The organism is Bacillus gobiensis (assembly GCF_001278705.1).
In the GTDB taxonomy this organism is placed as follows: domain Bacteria; phylum Bacillota; class Bacilli; order Bacillales; family Bacillaceae; genus Bacillus; species Bacillus gobiensis.
Genome location: NZ_CP012600.1, coordinates 584,806 through 606,758 on the forward strand (window position 1 = coordinate 584,806; position 21,953 = coordinate 606,758).

Sequence of the window (21,953 nt, forward strand, 5' to 3'; positions counted from 1 at the left end):
TATGACACCTGCCCGTTACAACTGTATAATAATAACTACATAAAGGAGGGGAACGAGAATGACTGATACAAATGAAACCATGCATTTAATAAAAGAGCTTGTCTCCATTCCGAGTCCTTCGGGAAACACCGGCAAAGTAATTACATACGTGGAAAACCTCTTGAAGGAATGGGAAGTAGAGTCGAGGCGCAACCGAAAAGGCGGGTTGATAGCAACAATCCAAGGTAAGGAAGTTTCCCGGCACCGCACGCTGACTGCGCACGTGGACACACTTGGAGCCATCGTAAAAGAGATCAAACCGAGCGGCAGAATAAAAATTGATCGAATCGGCGGCTTCAATTATCATTCGATTGAAGGCGAGTATTGCCAAATTGAAACAGCGTCCGGAAAGATATACACGGGAACCATTCTGATGCATCAGACGTCCGTCCATGTCTACAAAGATTCAGCAAAAGCAGAGCGGAATCAGGCAAATATGGAAATCCGCCTTGATGAAGTTGTAAAAAATGCAGAAGAAGTGCGAGCGCTTGGGATCGAGGTCGGCGATTTTGTCTCATTTGATCCAAGGGTGGAGCTCACACCGAGCGGCTTTATCAAATCAAGGCATCTCGATGATAAAGCAAGTGTTGCGCTCTTGCTTCAGCTGATCAAGCAAATAAAATCAGAAAGTGAACCGCTGCCGTATACGACTCACTTCCTAATTTCTAATAATGAAGAAATCGGCTATGGCGGAAACTCTAATATTACCCCTGAGACTGTCGAATATTTGGCGGTGGATATGGGTGCGATAGGAGACGGCCAAACAACGGATGAATATACAGTTTCCATATGTGTAAAGGATTCAAGTGGCCCTTACCATTACGGGCTTAGAAAACATTTGGTGCAGCTCGCCAAGCAGCATGATATTGGATATAAGCTTGATATCTATCCTTATTACGGATCTGATGCTTCAGCTGCCATTCGTGCCGGACATGATATCGTCCATGGATTAATCGGACCAGGAATTGATTCGTCTCATGCATTTGAACGAACGCACCAACAGTCGCTTGAGAACTCAGGTAAGCTATTGTACCACTATGTCTATTCGAAAATGGCAGAAGAATAATAAAGGCAGACCTTCATTCTGGTCTGCCTTTATTATTGGACAATCTAGGGCGTCGATGTCCGAAAATCTTATTCACTTATAAACTAGTAATTTTCATGCACTCATTACATTTGTTTGAATAACATTCATGCTGTTCTTCCATCTTATTCCCGCAGTCTGAACATTTTTTGGCTGGCAAGTTTCTGAAAAATTCAGTGATTTTACCTAACATGAATATCCCTCCGCTTCCTTTGATAGATTTATTGTATTATAACAGTACAAGAATAGTCAACATCTGTTTTGTAACAAATACAGAATGCATGCATTTCCAACGAAAAATGGGTATATTGAAAAGAGAGAATAGAAATAAATGAGGTGAATCGAATGAAAATCACAGTAATAGGCCACTGGGGCGGATTTCCGTCAGCGGATGGAGCAACGTCAGGTTATTTATTCCAGTCAAATGGATATTCACTTCTTGTTGATTGCGGAAGCGCTGTTTTGTCCAAGCTTCAAAACTACCTGCCAGTGGAAAAATTGGATGCCGTCATCCTCTCTCATTATCATCATGATCATGTTGCAGATATTGGACCGCTGCAATATGCGAGAATGATTGGTTTTCATCTGGGGAAAGTTGAAGCTGCCCTGCCGATTTACGGACATCCGTTTGACGAAGAACATGTTGCCAAGTTAACACACCCGGATCATACCGAAGGAAAGACGTATGATCCAGAAGCGACGCTCTCGATTGGTCCATTTACTATCGAATTTTTAAAAACTGTGCATCCCGTCGTTTGCTACGCAATGAGAATCAGTGATGGGGAGCATACAGTCGTTTACACTGCTGATTCCAGCTTCGTCGAAGAGTTTGTTCCATTTTCAGACAATGCCGACCTGCTGATTTCTGAATGTAATTTTTACGCCGATCAGGATGGGACAAATGCGGGACATATGAACAGTCTTGAAGCTGGCAGTCTTGCGGAAAAAGCAAACGTGAAGCATTTGATGCTCACGCATTTGCCGCATTTTGGGGATCATAAGGAGCTTAAGGAGCAAGCAAAGACGATTTTCCAAGGACCTGTTGATCTTGCGGAAACGGGATTTGTGTGGGGAAAATAAGGAGGAAACCTCTTGTTATTTATTGACAATAACAACATTACTGATCCGCGGATCAATTTGGCGATCGAAGAATATTGCCTGAAAAATTTGGACCCGGAAGAATCGTATTTGCTGTTCTATATCAATCAACCATCCATCATTATCGGAAAGAATCAAAATACGATTGAAGAAATCAATACGAAATATGTAGATGATAATGGGATTATCGTCGTCAGACGGCTGTCAGGCGGAGGCGCGGTCTATCACGATTTAGGTAATTTGAATTTCAGCTTCATTACAAAAGATGACGGAAACAGCTTTCATAATTTCAAAAAATTTACGGAACCGGTGATTGAAGCGTTAAAGCGATTAGGCGTAGATGCCGAGCTTAGCGGCAGAAATGATATTATCGCAAATGGGAAAAAAATATCAGGTAATGCCCAATTCTCAACGCGCGGCAGAATGTTTAGCCACGGCACCTTGCTTTTTGATTCGGAAATCGAGCACGTCGTGTCTGCATTAAATGTGAAGAAGGACAAAATTGAATCAAAAGGAATTAAATCGATCCGAAGCAGAGTAGCAAACATTAGTGAATTTTTTGAAGAGAAAATGACCACTTTGGAGTTTAGAGAGCTGCTGCTCCGTTATATTTTTGATACAAAAGGTGAAGTTCCTGAGTATAAACTGACAGACGACGACTGGAAAAAAATCAACGAACTGTCATTGGAGAGATACCAAAATTGGGAGTGGAATTACGGCAAATCGCCAAAGTTTAATCTTCAGCACTCGAAAAGGTTTTCCATCGGAAGCATCGATGTCCGCCTGGAGGTTCATAAAGGCGTCATCCATCAATGCAAAATATATGGTGACTTTTTCGGAGTCGGGAATGTTGAGGATATTGAAAATAAACTGTCAGGAATCAATTATGAAAGAAAATCGATTGAAAAAGCAATTGAGGATGTGGATCTCAAGCACTATTTTGGAAACATCCGAAAGGAAGAATTCGTGGAATTGGTTTATTAAACATTGTGAGAGGAGTCTCTATAAAAAGAGATCCTCTCTTATTTATGACTATCAATTAATCGAAACAGCTGTCGTGAATCGCTTTTAGTAAGCTGATAATAATTTCCATTATTAAATATCGTTCCCTTTTGATCTCCATTCATCCAAAGCTGGAAGGGCTCGTAATGGTCATCATTCATTTTAATTTGCCCATTATAATCCGGCTTGCTCGTATCAATAACACCTGCTTCATTTTTCTTCATTGATTGATTAAGAAGCTTCATAAAATTAACGACATCCACCTTCTCATCAAGTATGATCTCTTTTGAGGCAGGATCGGTAGGAAGTATATAAATTTCTTCGGCATCTTCCGTATCAAATGGCCTGCTTAAAAGTGTATATACATAAACACCGGTAACAATCACCAACCCTGCGACCAGCACACTAACAATTATTTTTCTCAAAAAATCACTCCTGTAGATTGTCCTGTTAAAAGTTTTCCCAACTTGTTAAAAATTATCTTTTCTTTTTTGTGGTTGATTTGTATAATATATTAAACAAAAATATGTTATGTTGGAGGTGGACGAGTGGAAGACATTCAATTGAAAATCGCTGCCAATTTGAAGCGCCTGCGTAAAGAGAGAAATTATACATTTGATCAGCTTTCTGCGTTAACGGGTGTCAGCAAAGGGATGCTGGCCCAAATTGAACGGGGAACATCTTCTCCCACCGTTTCAACGCTTTGGAAAATTGCCAATGGGCTGAAGGTTTCCTTTTCATCAATATTGGAAGATGAAATGAAAAAAGCAACGCTCGTAAAAAAAGAAGACCAGCCTTGTGTGAAAAGTTCTGATGACAACTATCATGTCTATCCGTATTTTTCTTTCGATCAAAACAAAAAGTTTGAAATTTACTTCATTGATTTATTGCCCGGGTGCAGACACGAATCCGATGGCCACCATAGCGGCGTAGAGGAATACGTATTGGTGTCAGAAGGAACTGTACATATAACTATTGGTGAAAATGAGTATGTGATTTCTGACGGAGACGCTTTAAGCTTTGAAGCAAACGGTCCGCATTGCTACGAAAACAGGGGCGGAAAGAAAGCTTCTGTTTTTCATTTCATTTATTATTCGTAGGGGTGAAGAAATTGAAAAATCCACTCACATTTATAGAAGGCATTCGCTCAGGTCTTACGATTGCCATCGGATATATCCCTGTAGCATTTACATTTGGGCTGATTGCCAAGTCGACGGAGCTTTCTTTATATGAAACGTTTTTAATGAGTGCGATTGTTTTTGCCGGTGCCTCTCAGTACACATCATTAAGCCTTTTGGCTGCTCAGACGAGTGCTGTGGAAATTATTTTTACGACCTTTGTTATCAATATTCGTCATTTTTTATTATCCACTACGTTAAATGAGATAGTCGAAAGGGACAGGTGGCTGAAAAAAGCGGTTTATGCGTATTGGATTACAGATGAGTCATTTTCGGTTGCTGCCGTACGGAATGAGAGACTGACTACGTCATACATGATGGGGCTTGGTTTGATTGGATATGTATGTTGGGTAGCCTTTAGTGTAGTTGGCCATCTTTCAGGATCCCAGCTTCCGGTCATTATCCAAGATAGTATGGGGGTTGCACTTTTTGCCTTATTTATTGCCCTTTTGATTCCATCGGTAAAAAAACACCAAAAGGCGCTTTGGCTGTCAGTATGTGCCGGTTTATTTCACCTGTTTTTTTATGCCTATCATCTTCTGTCAACTGGATGGGCGATCGTTTGCGCAACGCTATTATCTGCTGTGTTGATCGAGTGGGCTGATAATGCATTGGTAAGGAGGAAGAAACATGCTTAGTTCTATCGTTTGGATGATTTTGGGCATGGCAGCAGTTACCTATATTCCGCGGATGATTCCGCTTGTGGCTTTTCAATCCTTTAAACTGCCCGCTTTTTTGCAAAAAGTATTAAAAAATGTACCGTATGCGATTCTTGGCGCTTTAATCATTCCTGGTGTGTTTCTCATTCATGAAGAAATCATGTATGGTGTCGCTGGAACACTCATTGCGGTGATTTTCTCTTATCTTGGGGCGAATGTGATCGTCGTCGTTATTGGAACGATTGTTGCATTGACAGGACTAAGCTACTTGTTTTTTTAAGATAATAAACATACAGCTTAGTTCTATCTTAGGACAAATTGGATTAAAATAAGATTAATCCCCGAGTTAAGGAGTGAGAGTCTGTTGCGTAGATGGATATCAGGGGCTGTACTTGCCTATGTGCTATACGGCCTTTTTATTTATTTGTACATATTTCAGTCAGGGGACAGCTCTGTACCGGATTCGGTCAAAGGAACTCCTGCAGATCCGGCAACCTTTATGACCGGACGGGAACTAATCCTTTCAGAGGAATATTCTAAAATTAGAAACTTTTTGTTTTTTATCAAAATTCCATTCGACTGGCTGGTCTTTTTTATTCTTCTGGTCGCCGGTTTTTCGAAAAAAATTAAAAGCGTGTTGGAAAGGGCAACCAGGTTTTCCTACCTTCGGATTGCCGGATATGTGTTTGTCTTAAGCGTCATTGTCGCTTTGTGCAGCCTGCCATTGGATTGGATAAGCTACCAAATCGCACTTAATTACGACATCTCCGCACAAAGCACAGGCAGCTGGATCAAGGATCAGGTCATCGATTTCTGGATCAGCTTTCCGCTCATGACGCTCGTAACGATTGTTTTTTATGCGTTATTAAAAAAGAGTGAAAAAAGATGGTGGCTATACGCTTGGTTGATAACCGTCCCTTTTACGCTATTCCTTTTCTTTCTGCAGCCGGTCGTCATAGACCCGCTCTACAATGATTTTTACCCTTTGAAGGACCAGGAATTGAAGGCTGATATTCTGGCACTTGCGGACGAAGCAAAAATCCCTGCCGATCAAGTGTATGAAGTCAATATGTCAGAAAAGACGAACACGTTAAACGCATATGTTACCGGTCTAGGCAACAATAAACGGATTGTTCTATGGGATACGACCTTAAAGGAATTGGATAAACCGGAGATTCTGTTCATCATGGCGCATGAAATGGGTCATTACGTAATGAAGCATGTCTATTACGGACTCGGGGGATATTTGCTAATGTCACTGTTGGGTCTTTATTTCATCGATAAGATTTACCGCTGGCTAGCCAGTCGCTACCGGACGATGCTAAACATTGAAGGGAAGCACGATCTGGCTGCATTGCCACTATTGCTGGCGATCGTTGCAATTTTATCTTTTCTATCCTCTCCATTAAACAACACGGTGTCAAGATTTATGGAGCGGCAGGCCGACCAATACGCCATCGAGCTGACAGAGGATAAAGAAGCCGGCATTAAAACGTTTCAAGAGCTTTCAATAGCCGGATTAAGCCAAACGAACCCTCCTGCGCTAGTAAAATTCTTTCGCTACGGACACCCAACGATCATGGAACGGATACAATCGTTGGACAACTATAAAAAGGGGGAAGATCGCGAGTGACTTTGGTTGGAATGTGCGTAATCAGGTTGGGTATCGCGCATAAAATGAGAAGATCGCGCGTATTTCGGATGAGATCGCGCATAAAATGAGAAGATCGCGTGTATTCGATTGGGATCGCGCATAAAATGAGAAGATCGCGTGTATTCGATTGGGATCGCGCATAAAAAGTGAAAATCGCGCGTATTTCGGTTGGGATCGCGCATAAAATGAGAAGATCGCGCGTATTCGATTGGGATCGCGCATAAAATGAGAAGATCGCGCGTATTCGATTGGGATCGCGCATAAAATGAGAAGATCGCGCGTATTTCGGTTGAGATCGCGCATAAAATGAGAAGATCGCGTGTATTCGATTGGGATCGCGCATATTCGATTGGGATCGCGCATAAAAAGTGAAAATCGCGCGTATTTCGGTTGGGATCGCGCATAAAATGAGAAGATCGCGTGTATTCAGGTTGAGATCGCGCACAAAATGTAAAGATCGTGCATAACCTGTCAAAATCGAAAATAAAGTCCAAAGATCGAAAATAAATCAGGCAAAATCGCAAAAAAAGATAACAAAGTTACCTTCACAAGGACAAAAAGTAGCCTTCCTGTATCAGGAAGGCTATTTTTCTTGGAGTTCCCTTTTAAGTGTGTAATAGACAGCAGTGGTCGTGCCGCTTATTTCATTTGTGAATGAAGTTGTGACCTGCCAGCCATTTTGCCCGAGGCGATTTAATTCAGAGTCAAATTCAAAACTAGAGGAAACAAAGCCTTTTTTCTGAGGAATAAATTTCAAAGTTTTGTATTCAAATACAGCCAAGTGATAACTCTCCTTTCGTATATGATTACGAAAGATAATGTCAAAAGTTTCAGTTTAATAAGAAAAACTTAATCTTAAGCTATATACTTTCAAAAATAAACAGTAAGCTAATAGTGGAAAGGGGAGATAATGATGTCATTTCAATTTAAAGTAATTGACCACGTGCAGTTAGCCGCACCAAAAGAGGGAGAAGAATCTGCTCGTCATTTTTTTACTCAGATTCTAGGTTTTAAAGAAATTAATAAACCATCTCAATTAAAAAAGAATGGCGGCGTTTGGTTTGAAAAAGGTTCCATACATGTCCATGTAGGAATTGAAGATCCGTTCGTGCCGGCAAAAAAGGCACATCCCGCGTTTGAAATTGAGGATTTGCCTTCGTTTATCGAACATTTGGAAGCAAATTCCTATCCATACAAATCAGATAACCGCCTTCCGGAGGCCGATCGAATTTATTTAGCAGATCCATTTGAAAATCGTATTGAAATTTTGGAATGGAATGGGGAAAGAAAACCATTATAAAAATTTCCTAGTCCCCGATTCTTCATAACTTTTGTTCTTCTAAATACGTCCGAATTTCCTTTTTGTTTTTCAAGATCACAGTCTTTTTGTCCTCACCAATGGGTTGAAAGGAAGCGAGCCGCTTCTTTATCTTTTTTCTCCGAGGATAATAGGTGGTCATAATAAACTTTAGAAATTCAAAGTCTAGCTTCTCCTGACAGCCTGGAGCCATATCCGGCCTAGTGTTTCCAATGTTTTTGATGTAGCGCTTAAATACCCGGTACAAACATAGTGACAAAGGAAGCTCAAGGTAAATGATGGTGTCCGCTTCTCTGGACCGAATTTCGTAGGTGCCGGTGTAGTTGCCTTCGATGATCCATTCGTTGTTCTGGACGATTTGCTGCTGGGCTTCGGCAAATTCCTCCGGCGGAGCCTGTATCCAGCCTGCTCTCCAAAAATAGGCATCCAAATGATGAACCTTGATTCCGAGAATTCTTCCAAGTTCGTTCGCAAACGTTGATTTCCCGACTCCTGGAGAAATCCCAAGCACCATAATTTTTTTCAAAAATCATATCTCCTTTCTTGCATTTCGAAATCGAATGATGGAAAAATCTAAGGTGGAGGAAATGACTTGGTCCCTGATCAACTGCAAATGAGGAGTAACTCGAATTTCAATCCCTGCTTGTGCGATTTGCTCAAGGCCGTTCGGTATGCACTCGGTCGCAATAGGAGCGACGGTCGTTTCTGCTATGTAGTATCCGGCTGTTTTTGCTTCTTCGAACAGAGTGAATGGCGCTGGTTCAAAGCTATATTGATAGAGAGGGGTGTTCAGGATTCGTGCCAGCCAACCGTTTTCGACAGCGATCACCTTTCTCGCAGTGGACTGACTAAAAAATCGTTTTGTATCTGCTTCGTTAGTTTGTTCACCTTGCCAATAGATGACTCTCGGACAGTCACGCGGCAGGAAGTAATGGGGCAAATGCTCTTGATCAATGGCCCAAACGACAGGCGGAAGATGAGAATAATTCACTGCGATTCTAGGTGCGAATACAGATAAGTCTGGCTCCTCGCTTATATGGAACAGCATGCTTTTATCCTTTCTGTGAGAAAAATGAAAGCGCCGGATAAACTCCGGCACTCACTTTTATTAGAGTAAATGTTCGCTCAGGTTGTAATTCGAGACATTCCACTTTTCTTCCGCGAATTGGATGTTGCTTATACAGGCGTTGACAAGGGGGGTGTTGTCCAAATTGACTTCTCCGTTGGAAATAGTGGTAAGGATGGTATGAATCGCTCCCCCATGCGCCACGACCAATACTTTTTTATTTGGGAATTCTTTTTGAACTTTTTTTAATCCAGTCATAAGCCGTTCAGTAAAATCCTCAATCGTTTCTTGGTTTGGGTAATTTTTTGAAGGGTATTTTTCCGTTCGTTCTTCTAGCGATATTCCTTCCGCATCCCCAAAATCGCGCTCCTTGAATTCTTCCATTTCGATTAATGGGAGCTGCAGATATTCATTAATGATTTCAGCGGTTTTTTTCGCTCTGATTAAGGGGCTAGCCACAATGACGTCCCATTCTGTGTCTTTTAAATGCTTCCCGGTTTTATCAGCTTGATTTAAACCAGTTGAGTTTAAAGGAATATCTGTGCTACCTTGAAGCCTTCTTTGTAAATTCCAGTCTGTTTCTCCATGTCTGATTAGGCAAATGGCTGTCATCATGATCCTCCCGGTAAATATAAGATTCGTTCTCTCCTATTTTACCCGAGACCAGATGTTTACCCAAGCGGTTTGTATCCTGTTTTTCTCATTTCTTCTGCGATAACTTGATAGCCAAGTTGATTAGGATGAATGTTGTCGACCGATACATACTCGTCTGTATGGTTTTGAAACGCTGAATAGAGATCGGCGATTTTTACATGAGGTTCATTTGCTAGCTGCTGCAAATGTTTATTGAAACGCGAAATCCATTTCTTGGCTAATGGAACTTGAGGGACGGGGTTGTATAGATTGGCGATTCGAATCATATAGTCGGATTTTCCTTCTTTCAGCTCTGCAATACGTTCCAGAATTGAACGAAAATGGTTGCGGGATGTTGCGAGGGCATCTAAAAATATTTGTTCATCGGGGTCATTATAATATTCGAGCACTGCGTCGATTAAATCATTTCCACCCGCGGTAATCGTAATAATGTTTGCTTTAGATAATCGTTGTATATGATCAGGCTGATTAAGCATTTGAAGAATTTCTCCCGTCGTTTGGCCTGAACGAGCACAAACATGAAGATAGACGTCTATATGAAGATCCTCCTCGATCATTTTCTCGTATCGCTCAACAAAGCCCGTACCAAACAGGCCCGCACCTACTCCGACAGAAAGAGAATCCCCAAGTGCCGTATAATAAAGCGGCATGATGATGCCTCCTTTCCTCTTACATTCGATAATTATAAGTACTCGTTTGCAAGGGAAATGGACACGGACAAAATTGGAAAAATTATTTCATGCAGTTTTAATAAGAGACAATCGCTTCCTAATATAAAAAAACTGCCGCTCTCAAAAAAAGAGCGGCAGTACATTACAGCTTTTCTGAATCCCTCTTTGCCAATGGCTCTATTGCAGGTCCTTCGATCACGTCGCCTGTGTGTGAGAAGCGTGAGCCGTGGCAAGGGCAGTCCCATGTGCGGTCGCCGCTGTTCCATTCGACTTCGCATCCCATATGGGTGCATGTCGTATCAACGAGAAAAAGCTTGCCTGACTCGTCGCGATATGCTCCCGTTCGATAACCGTTCACATTTACGACCATTCCTTCGTCCTTGCCGACCTCACCCGGTCCAATTTCAGGAGAATCGATTTTTCCTTCCGTTAAATGGGCGGCAACATCAGAATTTTCCTGGATAAACTTCTTAATGGAAGGATCAGGATAGAAGCGTCCGGGACGATACAGTTCATGGCTTCGATTTGTATTACCAGTAACGTAATCAGTTAATAGCTGGGCAGCGAGTGTCCCTGATGTCATGCCCCATTTTTTGTAGGCTGTGGCGATTAATATTTTCTCTTTCTTTCGGGTGATTGGACCGATATACGGCAGCTTGTCAAGTGAAATCAAGTCTTGCGCCGACCAGCGGGAGATGATTTGATCAATGCCAAACGTTTTCTCAGAAAAGTCCTCCAAAGCGGTGTAGTAAGCTTCCGTGTCGTAGCCTTGGCCGGTTTGATGGCTTTCTCCGCCTACCAAAAGTATTTTTTCACCGTTGTGCATCGTTTCTCGCAACGATCTTACAGGCGTATCAATATTCAAGTACATGCCTCCTGGGAATGGAGACTTAGGCTTAATAGCCATCACATACGACCTGTCGGCATGAAGCTTTGAAAAATAAAAGCCGCTGTCATAAAACGGAAAATGGGAGCATATGAGTACATATTTGCTCGAAATCTTTTTACCGTTTTTTAATAAGACCTTTGGGTGATCTGCGTTATCCGTATCTTCTATATCGACTGCCACCGTGTGTTCATAGATCTCGCCGCCTTGTTCAACAATTTGTTCCAGCAGAACCTTTAAATAAGCTAACGGATGAAATTGTGCCTGATTTTTCATAACGAGTGCGCCTTTGCTTTTCACTGGCAAGGGAAGCTCGTCCAACCACTCTCGATCGATGCCGATTTGTTTATAAGCTTCTTCCTCCTGGCGAAGCTTCTTAATTGCAGATTCATCCTCGGTCCAAAGAATGGCGTCCTGCGGAGAAAAATCGCAAGAAATCTGATGCTCTTTTACTATATTTTGAATATACGTGATAACCGCTCGATTAGACTCATAATAAAGCCTTGCTTTTGGAACGCCCATATGCTGAATGAGCTCGTGATAGATGAGGCTATGTTGGGCTGTAATTTTGGCTGTAGTGTGGCCGGTTGTTCCGTTTAACAGCTCGTTTGCATCAATAACGACAACCGAGTAGCCCTTTTTTGTCAGCTCGTAGGCTGCCGTAATACCTGTAATACCGCCTCCTACGATCGTAACATCTGTTGTTTTATCCTCTTCTAATGCCGGAAATTTTTTAATTTGGCATGATTCTCGCCAGATCGGCTCTGGTTTTTTTTCGATAGAGTCTGTCAAAATGGCACCTCCCCATATTTGTATTCCTTAATTTTTCCAAAATGAAAGTATTCATGCATGAAGAAGGAAAAATAAAACATAATAAAATAGTCACTTTATCTAAGGAGGTTTTTGTACTTGACAAAGAACACACCTAAACAAGTGCTCCCGCCACAGCATCAAAATGAGCGGCCGGGCCTTGAGCATGTCATGAATCCCACTCCAGTGTTTGATTTCCCAAAAAAAGATAAAAAGCTGGCAGGGAAAACAGCGATTATTACCGGCGGCGACAGCGGGATTGGCAGAGCAGTTGCTGTTTTGTTCAGTAAAGAGGGCGCTAACGTAGCTGTTGTTTATTTAAATGAAAAAGAGGATGCCCAAAAGACAAAAGAGCTGGTAGAGAAAGAAGGGACAAGCTGCTTGCTCATTGAAGGAGATGTAGGTGACGAAGCCTTCTGCAATGAAGCGGCTGCACAAACGAAAAACACGTTTGGAAGCATTGATATTCTCGTAAACAATGCTGCAGAACAGCACCCGCAAACTGGGATTGAGAAAATTACGAAAGAACAGCTTGAACGGACGTTTCGCACGAATATCTTTTCCATGTTCTTTTTAACAAAAGCTGTGCTGCCGCATCTAAAAAAGGGGAGCACAATCATTAATACGACTTCAATAACAGCATATGCCGGCCATGAGAAGCTGCTTGATTATTCGTCGACGAAGGGCGCGATCACTACCTTTACTCGTTCGTTGTCGCTTTCTCTTGCTACACAAGGAATTCGTGTCAACGGTGTTGCCCCGGGGCCAATCTGGACACCACTTATCCCTTCAACTTTTACAGAAAAAGAGGTGGCGGAATTCGGTTCAACAACTCCGATGCAGCGCCCTGGCCAGCCGGCAGAGATAGCCCCTGCTTACGTTTACCTTGCATCCGACGATTCATCCTACGTGACTGGACAAGTGATTCACATCAACGGAGGAAGCATTGTAAATGGCTAGAAAAAGAAAATCAACTCTTCTTATCAAAGGGTTGATTTTTCTTTACGGAAAAGATCGAACAACTTCTTCCAGCTTTTCTAAAAAATAAAATATAAAATTACATTAATGATTTGAAATTTCTGAATGCTTAGTTATAATATAGATTGTAAGCGATTTCATAGTGGGAGAAGGGAGATTGCAAGACTGATAGGTTTTCCGACAAAACAAAAGGGGAGATTTATTTATGCTAAAAATGAAAGCGCTATCTTTATTGTTGATGGCTTTTGTTCTCGTTATTAGTGGTTGTTCCAGCAGCTCGACAAGCGGAGAAAAGCGAAACGAGGAAGAGAAAGACGAAGTCGTAACAATCGTTTATTCGAAGGGGCAGGACGCGACTGGAGGAACGAAAAAAATTGTAGAAGAATTTAATAAACGAAACCCGAAAATTCAAGTGAAATTCAGAGAAATGCCTGCTGACACAGGGCAGCAGCACGATGCATACGTTACGATGTTTAACGGGGGATCATCTGAAATCGACGTGATGGAGCTTGATACCATCTGGCCGGCAGAATTTGCCCAGGCGGGGTATTTGGTGGAGCTCGACCGTTTCTTGCAGCAGGATAAAGATATTAAACTTGAAGACTACAATCAGAGAGCTGTGTCTGCAGCATCGTTTAATGGGAAGCAGTGGGCGATGCCTAAGTATATTGATACCGGTCTTTTATTCTATCGAAAAGATATTATTGCTGAGAATGAAGTGCCGAAAACGTGGGATGAGCTAATTGCTTCAGCAAAAGAAAACCAAGGGAAAAACGGTATGAAGTATGGGTATCTAATGCAGGCGAAGCAATATGAAGGTCTAGTTTGTAACGGAATTGAATTTATTTCTTCTTACGGCGGAAAATTCCTCGATGATAACGGAAAGGTAGTTGTCAATTCGCCTGAAACGATAAAAGGTGTTGCGAAAATGGTTGAAGTAGCCACTATGGATGCTGTTCCGGACAACGTTACGACCTTTATCGAACAAGAATCACATACCGCGTTTATCGAAGGTCAATCCCCGTTAATCCGCAACTGGCCGTACCAATATAGTCTTGCTAACGATCCTGAGCAATCGAAAATTGTTGATAAGATTGGAGTGGCGCCTCTTCCAGCAGGGGATGCAGGGACAGCGGCCGCGCTTGGCGGATGGATGACCGGAATTAATAAGTTTTCTAAGCATAAAAAGGAAGCCTGGGAATTTGTGAAATTTATGACCGGACCTGAAGGGCAAAAAATTGGAGCGCTTTACGGGGCACTCGCACCTACTATTCCGGCTTTATACGAAGATAAAGAAATCATTGAGAAAAATCCGTTCTTTGCTGAAGAAGGCTTCCAAAAAGGCCTTGAGACTGCCGTGCCAAGACCGGTAACTGCCAATTATCCTGAAGTATCCGAAGTGATTCAAATTGAACTGAGCAAAGCGATTGCAAAAGAGGTTACACCGGAACAAGCAGTTCAAAATATGGAGAAAGAGCTGAAAGCCGTGCTTGGTCAATAAGTGTCTTTCAAAAAAGGGATGAGTGAGATGGCAACAAAAGTTAAAGTTAGCCGGGAGAAAAAAGCTGAACGCAGATTGGCTTATCTGTTAATTATCCCTTCTGTAGTACTGATTCTTGTCGTCGCCATTTGGCCCGTCATCCAGTCCTTTTATTTCAGCCTGTTTGATTACAGGCTGAATGACCCAAAAGCTTCAACGCTTCAATATGAGCACCAGCTTGATTTATCCGTATATTTGGATACCCAGCCATTTCTTGTGGCAGCCCTAGATGAAGTAAAAGAAATACCGGCGAATGAACAGGGGAAACTGGATGAAGCGGTCAATGTTTTGACGAGCCTGGATGAGGACGTAAGGGAGTATTCTGACGAACGTTATGATGAAATTAATACGAAGCTGATGGAATTCGAAACCCCTTCTTCTGAAGAGAAGATGGTTTCTTTGAATGAACAAGAGGCTGAAAACTATACTGAAAAATCAAAGCAAGCAAGTGAATTGATAACTGGAATCGCAGCTCTGGAAAAAGATGAGAAAATCACGGGGCTTGCAAAACGCATGGACGATGCTGTGGTAGAGCCGAATTTTATCGGATTAGCTCATTACGGCAATTTATTTTCAAACATGAGGCTATGGAATTCTCTTTATAATACGTTGTTTTTTACCGTCATTTCGGTCTGCATTGAGCTTATTATCGGTCTTGCGATCGCCCTGTTAATTCACAAAAGCTTTTTTGGAAGAGGTATGGTACGTGCTTCCATTCTTATTCCGTGGGCGATTCCGACAGCTGTATCGGCTTTGATGTGGAAGTTTTTATACGACGGCCAAAACGGAATTATCGCAAAATACTTGTCTGACATTGGGCTGTTCGAGTCGATGGGAGATTTATTGACAAGTGGGGCAGGTGCGATGTTCTCCATTATTTTTACAGACGTTTGGAAAACGACGCCTTACATGGCTCTCTTGTTGCTCGCTGGATTACAAACGATCCCAAATAGCTTATATGAAGCAGCTTCGATTGATGGTGCGGGAAAGTGGAAACGGTTTGTCACGATTACACTGCCACTTTTGAAATCGAGCATCCTTGTGGCATTGTTATTTCGAACGCTGGATGCCTTCCGTGTCTTTGATTTGATTTATGTGTTGACTGGAGGAGGACCAGCAAACAGTACAGAGGTAATCTCTCTTTATGCGTATAAAATCATGTTTTCCCAAACCAATTTCGGTCAAGGCTCGGCAATCTCTGTTATCGTCTTTCTATGTGTGGCGGTTATATCCGTTATTTATATTAAGCTGCTCGGATCAGACCTCATTTCTGACAAAAAATAAGGAGGTGGTGCAACCGTGAAAAAAAAAGCGGGACCTTTCTTTTATCTTGGCTTAATCTTATTTGTTTTTTTCGTCATGTTTCCTTTTTTATGGATTTTGCTTGCCAGCATCAAACCCTTGTCCGCGCTGTTCGGGGAAAGGGCTTTCGATTGGTTTGCCTCTAATCCCACATTCTCGCATTACGTTTCAGTGTTTACTGAATATCCGTTTATTAAGTATTTGTGGAATTCAACCGTAGTTGCCGGAATTACAACAGCCTATACCGTGTTTGTGGCAGCATTTGCCGCTTACGCGATCGCCAGGCTTGATTTTAAAGGAAAAACATTGTTTCTTGGCATCGTGTTATCCGTGTCGATGTTTCCGCAGATAGCAACGATTTCGCCGATCTATCTTTTTTTAAGAAACGTTGGCTTAACTAACAGCTATTTGGGACTGATTATCCCTTATACTACTTTTGCTTTGCCGCTATCCATCTGGTTACTCGTCACTTTTTTTCGGAAAATCCCTTTCGATTTGGAGGAAGCCGCCCGAATCGACGGCGCAACCAGAATGCAAACCTATTTCAAGGTCGTGCTTCCCCTTGCAGTACCGGGCGTTTTTACGACTGCCATTCTCGTGTTTATCGCGGCTTGGAATGAATTTTTATTTTCTTTAACCATTAATACAGATGAACCATTTAAAACGGTTCCCGTCGGCATCGCCATGTTCAGAGGGCAATACACGATACCATGGGGAGAAATAAGCGCAGCGACTGTCATCGTAACCGTTCCGCTTGTCATACTCGTCCTGCTTTTTCAACGCAGAATTGTGTCAGGACTTACATCAGGCTCTGTAAAAGAATGAAAGATCAGCTCCCTGATAAAGGGGGCTTTTTTATTGTTAAAAAATGGCCGTCGCTATCCGATATTAAAATTACGAATTTATACAGTGGAGGCGGATGGTTTTGTTATTTGGTAAAAAGAATGAACCGCTTATTTTTAAGTGGCTGCAAGCCGGAACGGGGCAAAGAATCAATTCAGAATTAAGCGGGGAGATGAAAAGACAACTGCAAATGATCAGCCTGGAGGAAGAGGATCTTGAGATTTTATCACGTCTTAAACCAATCGTAAGCAGAGAGATTGAAACTATCGTCAACAAATTTTATCAAAACCTTGCGATAGAAAGCTCCCTCGAAGAAACGATCAATCGGCACAGCTCAGTGGAGAGGTTAAAAAAAACGCTGATGATCCATATCCAGGAAATGTTCACAGGAAGGATAGAAGAAGAGTTTTTAGAAAAAAGAAAAAGAATCGCACATATTCATCTTCGGATCGGGCTGATTCCCAAATGGTACATATGTGCATTTTTAGAATTTGCTTTTATCATTTATCATCCTTTTTGATAAGCATATCATGGATAAGCAAGAAATGAGACGGGCAATGGAGGCAACGACAAAAATTTTGAACCTTGAGCAGCAGCTTGTCCTGGATGCTTTTTCAAGCGGAATATACGAGGCATCGCGATGTGGAAGAAGCCAAAAGGGATACGCTCCATACTAAAATAAAGGAGACGTCTGAATCCTTAGCAAATATTTTTCAAGAGACAATGGATTCTGTTGAAAGATTAACCGGCAAATCAGGAAATGTAGCGGCTCTTTCAAAGGCAGGAGCAGAAACCTCTGAAAAAGTTGAAAAAAAGTCAATTAACGGAAAAGCGGAACTTGACGTCCAGCAAACGCAAATGAATCAGATTGAGCAAAGCATGAATCGAATTGAAGAAGAGATGTCGAAGCTGGAGGTCATTGCAAATGAAATTGGGGACATCGTGAAAATCGTTTCCAAGATTGCGGAGCAAACCAATCTGCTTTCCTTGAACGCTTCAATTGAGTCAGCTCGCGCCGGTGAGCACGGCAAAGGGTTCGCGGTGGTGGCTAGTGAAGTGAGAAAGCTTTCGGAAGAAACAAAAAAATCGGTCTCCACCGTATCAAATTTGATCGGAAATACAAATACACAGATTTCCATCGTTTCCAGCCATGTATCAGAAGTCAATGAAATGGTCACAGAAAGCGGAAAGAAGATGACCTCTGTGAATCTGTTGTTTGATGAGATTGTTGAAAACATGAAAATGAGCAAAATCGAGGACAGCCAGATTAATCAAGAGGTGTTCTCCTTTATCAATGATCTTGAGGACGTAAAGGGTGCGATTTCTCACGTATCAGCTTCTATCGATTCGTTAATGGACCTTACAAACAGGTAATGGGTAGCTGAACTCTATTGGACAAGAGTCTTCATATTAGAAAATAAGAAAGCCGATCCGTAAAGGATCGGCATTATGTGTTTTCCAACAGTTTCTGGTATTCTCTTGATAAAGCTATGAAAGCCTCTTCATCTCGATTATCCAGAGCCTTATTTATCTTTTCAGTTAGTGTTGTCAAGCGCCGCGTAAATAACGCTTCGTCCAAAACCATTTGAATATAAACATCAAGCATCGTCACATCAAGTTCATTGCCCTTTTGAGTGTTACGGGACTTCATGAGCTCAGCATACGTTTTTTTCTCTTTCATAGAGATTCCCCCTGATGCCTTTTTTATATTATATGGACTTTTGGCGAAAAAATCAATAAATATTTAAAATTTTTAGACAAGTTGTACAGGGAGTCGAGTGGATAGAAGGTTTTTTGAAAAATAGCAGTCTAAAAGACCTAATTTATACGCGGAAAATGCAGAAATACGCATGGTTTGGAAAATATATTGTAAAATTATAGATAAATGTATATATTAATGGTAGATTAATAGTATAATATACCTATCAAAACCAGGAGGTATGCAATTGAATCCTAATAATGATGAAATCAGAAAATCGTACGAGGTAAATAGTTCAACCATTGCAGTGTTGCCTCTGCAAAAAGAAAAAAGCATTTACTCGCTTGTGATTGAGACAGAAAAGTCATTCCAGGTCAAATTGAAACCAATGCAAATTATTGACCGAAGCTGTCGCTACTATGGGTCAAGCTATGCTGGAAGAAAAGCGGGAACCTTTGAAATGATTAACGTTTCCCATAAACCGCCAATAGCGGTTGACCACGTTAATAATATTTTTATGTTTCCAACCTTTTCCTCAAGCCGTCCACAATGCGGATGGGTTTCGCTTAAGCATGTGGATGACTGTAATTCTACAGAATTGGATAACACGAAAGTCCTTTTAAAGAACGGCCGCACCTTAGAGATCCCTGTTTCATCCGCCTCTTTTAAACATCAAGTCCAACGTACAGCATGGCTTAGAACCAAATTTTTGGATCGACTTGAAACAAAAACTGCAAACCTGCCTGATTTTATGGAATTATCTCCAGAAAACCAAGCCAAGCTTTTCTACGATTACATCCTGCGTGAAATAAGAAAAAGGTACTAGCTTTAAGAATTATTACCTCAGTAATTTTCATTGGAGCAGGGGTATTCTGATGGCTAAGTTATAGTCTGCCCCGGGTATTTATGCAAAGCATGCTAAGAAGGGTCGGCTTTAAATAAATAATGCTCTAATAAAAGATTCACCTGCTCACGGATACGGGGATTGAAATACTTATGCATTTCCTCGTATCCGTCATAAAGAAATGAGTACTTCGTAAATCCTTCATCCTGTTTGACCTTTCGTATCCGAATTCTTTTCCTCCTAAGCTCTTGTTTTACTTCAGATAAATCCTTTAGTGCTAATTTCAGCGATTCCTCGATAAGATGTAAATAAGGATCCTTTAATTTAAAAGGTCCTTCTTTAATGAACGTTAGATCACGGTTTAAAATAGCGATAGCCATCGGGAGGTAAATGGCTTGTTCAATCATGTTTTGGATATTTGATGGAATTCTTGACATATCCTTACCTTCTTTCCTCCAAGTAGCGAACGTATGTTCTTTTCTTATTTTACATATTTTCTGTTATTATTTCAAGAGAGCGAAAAATGAAACGAATGATTTAAAGTTTTTTGATAAATGTGTAGAATAAAGAGAGACGAATCTTAAGGAGTATCGAAGTGCAAGAATTCCTCAATTTTTTTTCGAATGAAAATTTAACAGAGCTGTTTAAATCCTATCGGGCTTTCGGTCCGTTTATTGCGATATTATTGCCATTTATTGAGGCGTTTCTTCCGTTTTTGCCTCTGGTTGTTTTTGTGGTTGCCAATACCAATTCGTTTGGATTGTGGCAAGGGTTTGTCTTAAGTTGGCTCGGTTCGTCAGCGGGTGCATTTTTTGTTTTCTTTTTGGTTCGACGTTTTGGACAAGAGCGGTTGCTTGGTTTTGTTCGCAGACACAAGTCCGTGCGAAGACTGATGCACTGGGTGGAAAGAAGAGGGTTTGGTCCGTTGTTTTTGCTCCTTTGCTTTCCGTTTACTCCTTCTTCTGCAGTAAATGTTGTCGCGGGTCTGTCAAAAATAGGTGTTTGGCAATTTTTGCTCGCCGTGTTTGCCGGAAAGCTTGTGATGATTTTTATGATCAGCTTTATCGGTTACGATTTACAAGCGCTAATCACTCAACCTATACGATCAATTATTGCTGCTTCGGTCATTTTTCTTTTGTGGATTATTGGAAAACGTCTTGAACAGCGTCTTAATGTGAAGTTCGTGAAGAGGGAAAACGAGAGAGAGGAGCGTTGATAGTGAAAAAAAAATTCTGGGTGATTGCAGGAGTAGCTTGTCTTGTGTTGGGAATACAAGTGAAAAATGTAGTCTTTATTGAATACAAGGTAGAAGGAATCAGCATGAACCCAACCTTTCAAGAGGGAAACGAGCTTGTGATTAATAAGTACGCCCATCATTTCAAAACAATCAAGCGCTTCGATATCCTTTTATTTAATGGTCCTGAAAATAATGTTTATATCAAACGAGTGATCGGACTGCCGGGAGATACGATTGAATATGACAAGGATCAGCTGTATGTGGACGGAAAACCTGTTAATGAACCTTTTCTTAAGGATTTAAAGACAGTTAATCAAGGCTACCCGTTAACAGGTGATTTTACTTTGAAAGAAGTAACAGGTGAAAAGGAAGTTCCGGAGAATAGTTATTTTGTAATGGGAGACAACCGAATACACAGCTTTGACAGCCGTCATTTCGGATTTATTTCAAATCGTGATGTAGTGGGGATTGTATCGGATTAATTACGATACGTTTAAAAGGAGGGGGATTTATTCACTCTTCTTTTTTTGTATATGAAAATTCCCCGGGCAATGAATTGGTAACGCGTTCTTTTTTTGCGAAAAAAGCTTGAAAAAAAGATGATTGTGTATTACTGTATATAAACATATAAACACTATTGGAGGGAACAACGTGGCAAATCAAAAACAATTGTGGGGGCTCGTGGCGTATGAATTAAAGGTAACTCCTGTGAATCAGCTGCTGCGCCAGCTTTTTATGGCTGCTATCATTGCTTTTTTCTTTGGTTTTTTTATTGACCGGGATATAAAAAATTGGGGAGCCGTCATCGCAGATTTGGTCTTATGTATCTTTGTTATGTTTTATCCGTATTCAGGGAGGCTCCAAATTTTCAGAGTGGTGAAAATAAAAAGCCATCTATATGCCAATGCATTTTATGTTCAAGCCTCCATGCTGCCGATTAAGCAGGAGGTCTTGCTGGCAAGCCGTTTAATCCTTTCTTTTTTCTATACGTTTCTCACGGCAGTTGTGGGGGTATCAGGAGCGTTCCTTTTACCTAACAGTAACCCTCTCTTCTCAGAGCTTTCTTTGGGCCAATCAGTCGCATTTATTCTCTTGTGGGCACTTATTGCAGCATCAGCAGGAGCATTCTTAGCCGCAGGAGATGTTGGCGGCAAATATTCTATAAAACAGCTTATCAACTACAATGTATTGCTTTATTCGAGTGTCATTATTCTTTTCGCAGCACTTCATTTCTTTACTGGGAAAGGGTTGGTTGGATGGTCGTTCGATATCGTGACAAATGCTCCATTCCTATCAGTTTGCATCGCTTTGCTAGTTTTCCTTATCAGTAATGTACTTGCTTTTCTTGAAGCGAAAAGGTTGGCAAAGAAGGTAGATTATCATGTGTAAAC

Annotated in this window: 28 protein-coding genes; 18 read left to right on the plus strand and 10 right to left on the minus strand. The window is 41.3% G+C overall.

Going from position 1 to position 21,953, the window contains the following annotated elements; translation table 11 throughout:
* The first annotated feature begins 58 nt into the window (after positions 1-58).
* Positions 59-1,105 carry a M42 family metallopeptidase gene (locus AM592_RS02875; protein ID WP_053602383.1) on the plus strand — a complete coding sequence of 349 codons (1,047 nt, stop codon included), beginning with the start codon at positions 59-61 and terminating at the stop codon, positions 1,103-1,105.
* A gap of 76 nt (positions 1,106-1,181) precedes the next feature.
* Here the strand turns inward: AM592_RS02875 and yhfH are convergent, their stop codons facing one another.
* Positions 1,182-1,316, minus strand: a complete 135-nt coding sequence (gene yhfH / locus AM592_RS23060; RefSeq protein WP_082363669.1) for a protein YhfH — start codon at positions 1,314-1,316, stop codon at positions 1,182-1,184.
* A gap of 152 nt (positions 1,317-1,468) precedes the next feature.
* On the opposite strand from yhfH, the gene AM592_RS02880 reads away from it, so the two are divergent.
* Entirely contained in the window at positions 1,469-2,203 is a 735-nt protein-coding gene (locus AM592_RS02880) for an MBL fold metallo-hydrolase (protein ID WP_053602384.1), read from the plus strand.
* A gap of 12 nt (positions 2,204-2,215) precedes the next feature.
* Positions 2,216-3,205 (plus strand): lipoate--protein ligase, encoded by a 990-nt coding sequence (locus tag AM592_RS02885; RefSeq protein ID WP_053602385.1) that lies wholly within the window; start codon positions 2,216-2,218, stop codon positions 3,203-3,205.
* 38 nt (positions 3,206-3,243) lie between these two features.
* Here the strand turns inward: AM592_RS02885 and AM592_RS02890 are convergent, their stop codons facing one another.
* Positions 3,244-3,648, minus strand: coding sequence for a YhfM domain-containing protein (locus AM592_RS02890; protein WP_053602386.1), 405 nt, complete (start codon positions 3,646-3,648; stop codon positions 3,244-3,246).
* 123 nt (positions 3,649-3,771) lie between these two features.
* On the opposite strand from AM592_RS02890, the gene AM592_RS02895 reads away from it, so the two are divergent.
* The 4 genes from AM592_RS02895 (at position 3,772) to AM592_RS02910 (ending at position 6,693) form a co-directional block, all read left to right on the plus strand.
* On the plus strand, positions 3,772-4,323 hold the full coding sequence (locus tag AM592_RS02895; RefSeq protein WP_053602387.1) for a helix-turn-helix domain-containing protein: 552 nt from the start codon (positions 3,772-3,774) through the stop codon (positions 4,321-4,323).
* Positions 4,324-4,334: 11 nt separating this feature from the next.
* The gene (locus AM592_RS02900; protein ID WP_098945182.1) at positions 4,335-5,039 is read left to right on the plus strand and encodes an AzlC family ABC transporter permease; all 705 of its coding nucleotides are present in this window, start codon (positions 4,335-4,337) and stop codon (positions 5,037-5,039) included.
* Positions 5,032-5,340: an AzlD domain-containing protein gene (locus tag AM592_RS02905; RefSeq protein ID WP_053602389.1), complete on the plus strand. Its 309-nt coding sequence runs from the start codon at positions 5,032-5,034 to the stop codon at positions 5,338-5,340. The genes AM592_RS02900 and AM592_RS02905 overlap by 8 nt, the downstream gene beginning before the upstream one ends.
* Positions 5,341-5,424: 84 nt before the next feature.
* Complete coding sequence (locus AM592_RS02910; protein ID WP_053602390.1) at positions 5,425-6,693, plus strand: M48 family metallopeptidase; 1,269 nt, start codon at positions 5,425-5,427, stop codon at positions 6,691-6,693.
* Positions 6,694-7,297: 604 nt separating this feature from the next.
* Here AM592_RS02910 and AM592_RS02915 read toward each other — a convergent pair.
* Complete coding sequence (locus AM592_RS02915) at positions 7,298-7,495, minus strand: DUF4177 domain-containing protein (protein WP_053602391.1); 198 nt, start codon at positions 7,493-7,495, stop codon at positions 7,298-7,300.
* Between the two features lie 132 nt (positions 7,496-7,627).
* On the opposite strand from AM592_RS02915, the gene AM592_RS02920 reads away from it, so the two are divergent.
* Positions 7,628-8,014, plus strand: coding sequence for a VOC family protein (locus AM592_RS02920; RefSeq protein WP_053602392.1), 387 nt, complete (start codon positions 7,628-7,630; stop codon positions 8,012-8,014).
* 22 nt (positions 8,015-8,036) lie between these two features.
* Here the strand turns inward: AM592_RS02920 and AM592_RS02925 are convergent, their stop codons facing one another.
* The 5 genes from AM592_RS02925 to AM592_RS02945 all read right to left on the minus strand — a co-directional run bounded on the left by AM592_RS02925 (position 8,037) and on the right by AM592_RS02945 (position 12,104).
* Entirely contained in the window at positions 8,037-8,558 is a 522-nt protein-coding gene (locus AM592_RS02925) for a P-loop NTPase family protein (RefSeq protein WP_053602393.1), read from the minus strand.
* 3 nt (positions 8,559-8,561) lie between these two features.
* Complete coding sequence (locus AM592_RS02930; RefSeq protein ID WP_053602394.1) at positions 8,562-9,080, minus strand: DUF6886 family protein; 519 nt, start codon at positions 9,078-9,080, stop codon at positions 8,562-8,564.
* Between the two features lie 60 nt (positions 9,081-9,140).
* On the minus strand, positions 9,141-9,710 hold the full coding sequence (locus tag AM592_RS02935) for a histidine phosphatase family protein (protein ID WP_053602395.1): 570 nt from the start codon (positions 9,708-9,710) through the stop codon (positions 9,141-9,143).
* 59 nt (positions 9,711-9,769) lie between these two features.
* Positions 9,770-10,402: a GDSL-type esterase/lipase family protein gene (locus AM592_RS02940; protein ID WP_053602396.1), complete on the minus strand. Its 633-nt coding sequence runs from the start codon at positions 10,400-10,402 to the stop codon at positions 9,770-9,772.
* Between the two features lie 163 nt (positions 10,403-10,565).
* Positions 10,566-12,104 (minus strand): FAD-dependent oxidoreductase, encoded by a 1,539-nt coding sequence (locus tag AM592_RS02945; RefSeq protein WP_098945183.1) that lies wholly within the window; start codon positions 12,102-12,104, stop codon positions 10,566-10,568.
* Positions 12,105-12,218: 114 nt separating this feature from the next.
* Between AM592_RS02945 and AM592_RS02950 the strand changes: the two genes are divergently transcribed.
* The 6 genes from AM592_RS02950 (at position 12,219) to AM592_RS23715 (ending at position 18,156) form a co-directional block, all read left to right on the plus strand.
* Positions 12,219-13,079: an SDR family oxidoreductase gene (locus AM592_RS02950; RefSeq protein ID WP_053602398.1), complete on the plus strand. Its 861-nt coding sequence runs from the start codon at positions 12,219-12,221 to the stop codon at positions 13,077-13,079.
* Between the two features lie 223 nt (positions 13,080-13,302).
* Complete coding sequence (locus tag AM592_RS02955) at positions 13,303-14,598, plus strand: ABC transporter substrate-binding protein (protein WP_053602399.1); 1,296 nt, start codon at positions 13,303-13,305, stop codon at positions 14,596-14,598.
* A gap of 27 nt (positions 14,599-14,625) precedes the next feature.
* A complete protein-coding gene (locus AM592_RS02960; RefSeq protein ID WP_053605959.1) occupies positions 14,626-15,921 on the plus strand; it encodes a carbohydrate ABC transporter permease in 1,296 nt (431 codons plus the stop codon).
* A gap of 15 nt (positions 15,922-15,936) precedes the next feature.
* Positions 15,937-16,764 (plus strand): carbohydrate ABC transporter permease, encoded by an 828-nt coding sequence (locus tag AM592_RS02965; RefSeq protein WP_053602400.1) that lies wholly within the window; start codon positions 15,937-15,939, stop codon positions 16,762-16,764.
* Positions 16,765-16,864: 100 nt separating this feature from the next.
* Positions 16,865-17,302 carry a protoglobin domain-containing protein gene (locus AM592_RS23710; RefSeq protein WP_158320285.1) on the plus strand — a complete coding sequence of 146 codons (438 nt, stop codon included), beginning with the start codon at positions 16,865-16,867 and terminating at the stop codon, positions 17,300-17,302.
* Positions 17,303-17,505: 203 nt separating this feature from the next.
* The gene (locus tag AM592_RS23715) at positions 17,506-18,156 is read left to right on the plus strand and encodes a methyl-accepting chemotaxis protein (protein ID WP_376773342.1); all 651 of its coding nucleotides are present in this window, start codon (positions 17,506-17,508) and stop codon (positions 18,154-18,156) included.
* Positions 18,157-18,229: 73 nt separating this feature from the next.
* Here the strand turns inward: AM592_RS23715 and AM592_RS02975 are convergent, their stop codons facing one another.
* Positions 18,230-18,463: an IDEAL domain-containing protein gene (locus AM592_RS02975; RefSeq protein ID WP_053602401.1), complete on the minus strand. Its 234-nt coding sequence runs from the start codon at positions 18,461-18,463 to the stop codon at positions 18,230-18,232.
* Positions 18,464-18,728: 265 nt separating this feature from the next.
* On the opposite strand from AM592_RS02975, the gene AM592_RS02980 reads away from it, so the two are divergent.
* Complete coding sequence (locus AM592_RS02980; protein ID WP_225970322.1) at positions 18,729-19,307, plus strand: competence protein ComK; 579 nt, start codon at positions 18,729-18,731, stop codon at positions 19,305-19,307.
* A gap of 92 nt (positions 19,308-19,399) precedes the next feature.
* On the opposite strand, the gene AM592_RS02985 is transcribed toward AM592_RS02980, so the two are convergent.
* Positions 19,400-19,762: a YhjD family protein gene (locus AM592_RS02985; protein WP_053602403.1), complete on the minus strand. Its 363-nt coding sequence runs from the start codon at positions 19,760-19,762 to the stop codon at positions 19,400-19,402.
* Between the two features lie 158 nt (positions 19,763-19,920).
* Here AM592_RS02985 and AM592_RS02990 point away from each other — a divergent pair, with 158 nt between their 5' ends.
* The 3 genes from AM592_RS02990 to AM592_RS03000 all read left to right on the plus strand — a co-directional run bounded on the left by AM592_RS02990 (position 19,921) and on the right by AM592_RS03000 (position 21,951).
* On the plus strand, positions 19,921-20,541 hold the full coding sequence (locus tag AM592_RS02990; RefSeq protein WP_053602404.1) for a TVP38/TMEM64 family protein: 621 nt from the start codon (positions 19,921-19,923) through the stop codon (positions 20,539-20,541).
* Positions 20,542-20,543: 2 nt separating this feature from the next.
* The gene (lepB, locus tag AM592_RS02995) at positions 20,544-21,044 is read left to right on the plus strand and encodes a signal peptidase I (RefSeq protein WP_053602405.1); all 501 of its coding nucleotides are present in this window, start codon (positions 20,544-20,546) and stop codon (positions 21,042-21,044) included.
* 169 nt (positions 21,045-21,213) lie between these two features.
* Entirely contained in the window at positions 21,214-21,951 is a 738-nt protein-coding gene (locus tag AM592_RS03000; protein ID WP_053602406.1) for a hypothetical protein, read from the plus strand.
* Positions 21,952-21,953 lie beyond the last annotated feature (2 nt).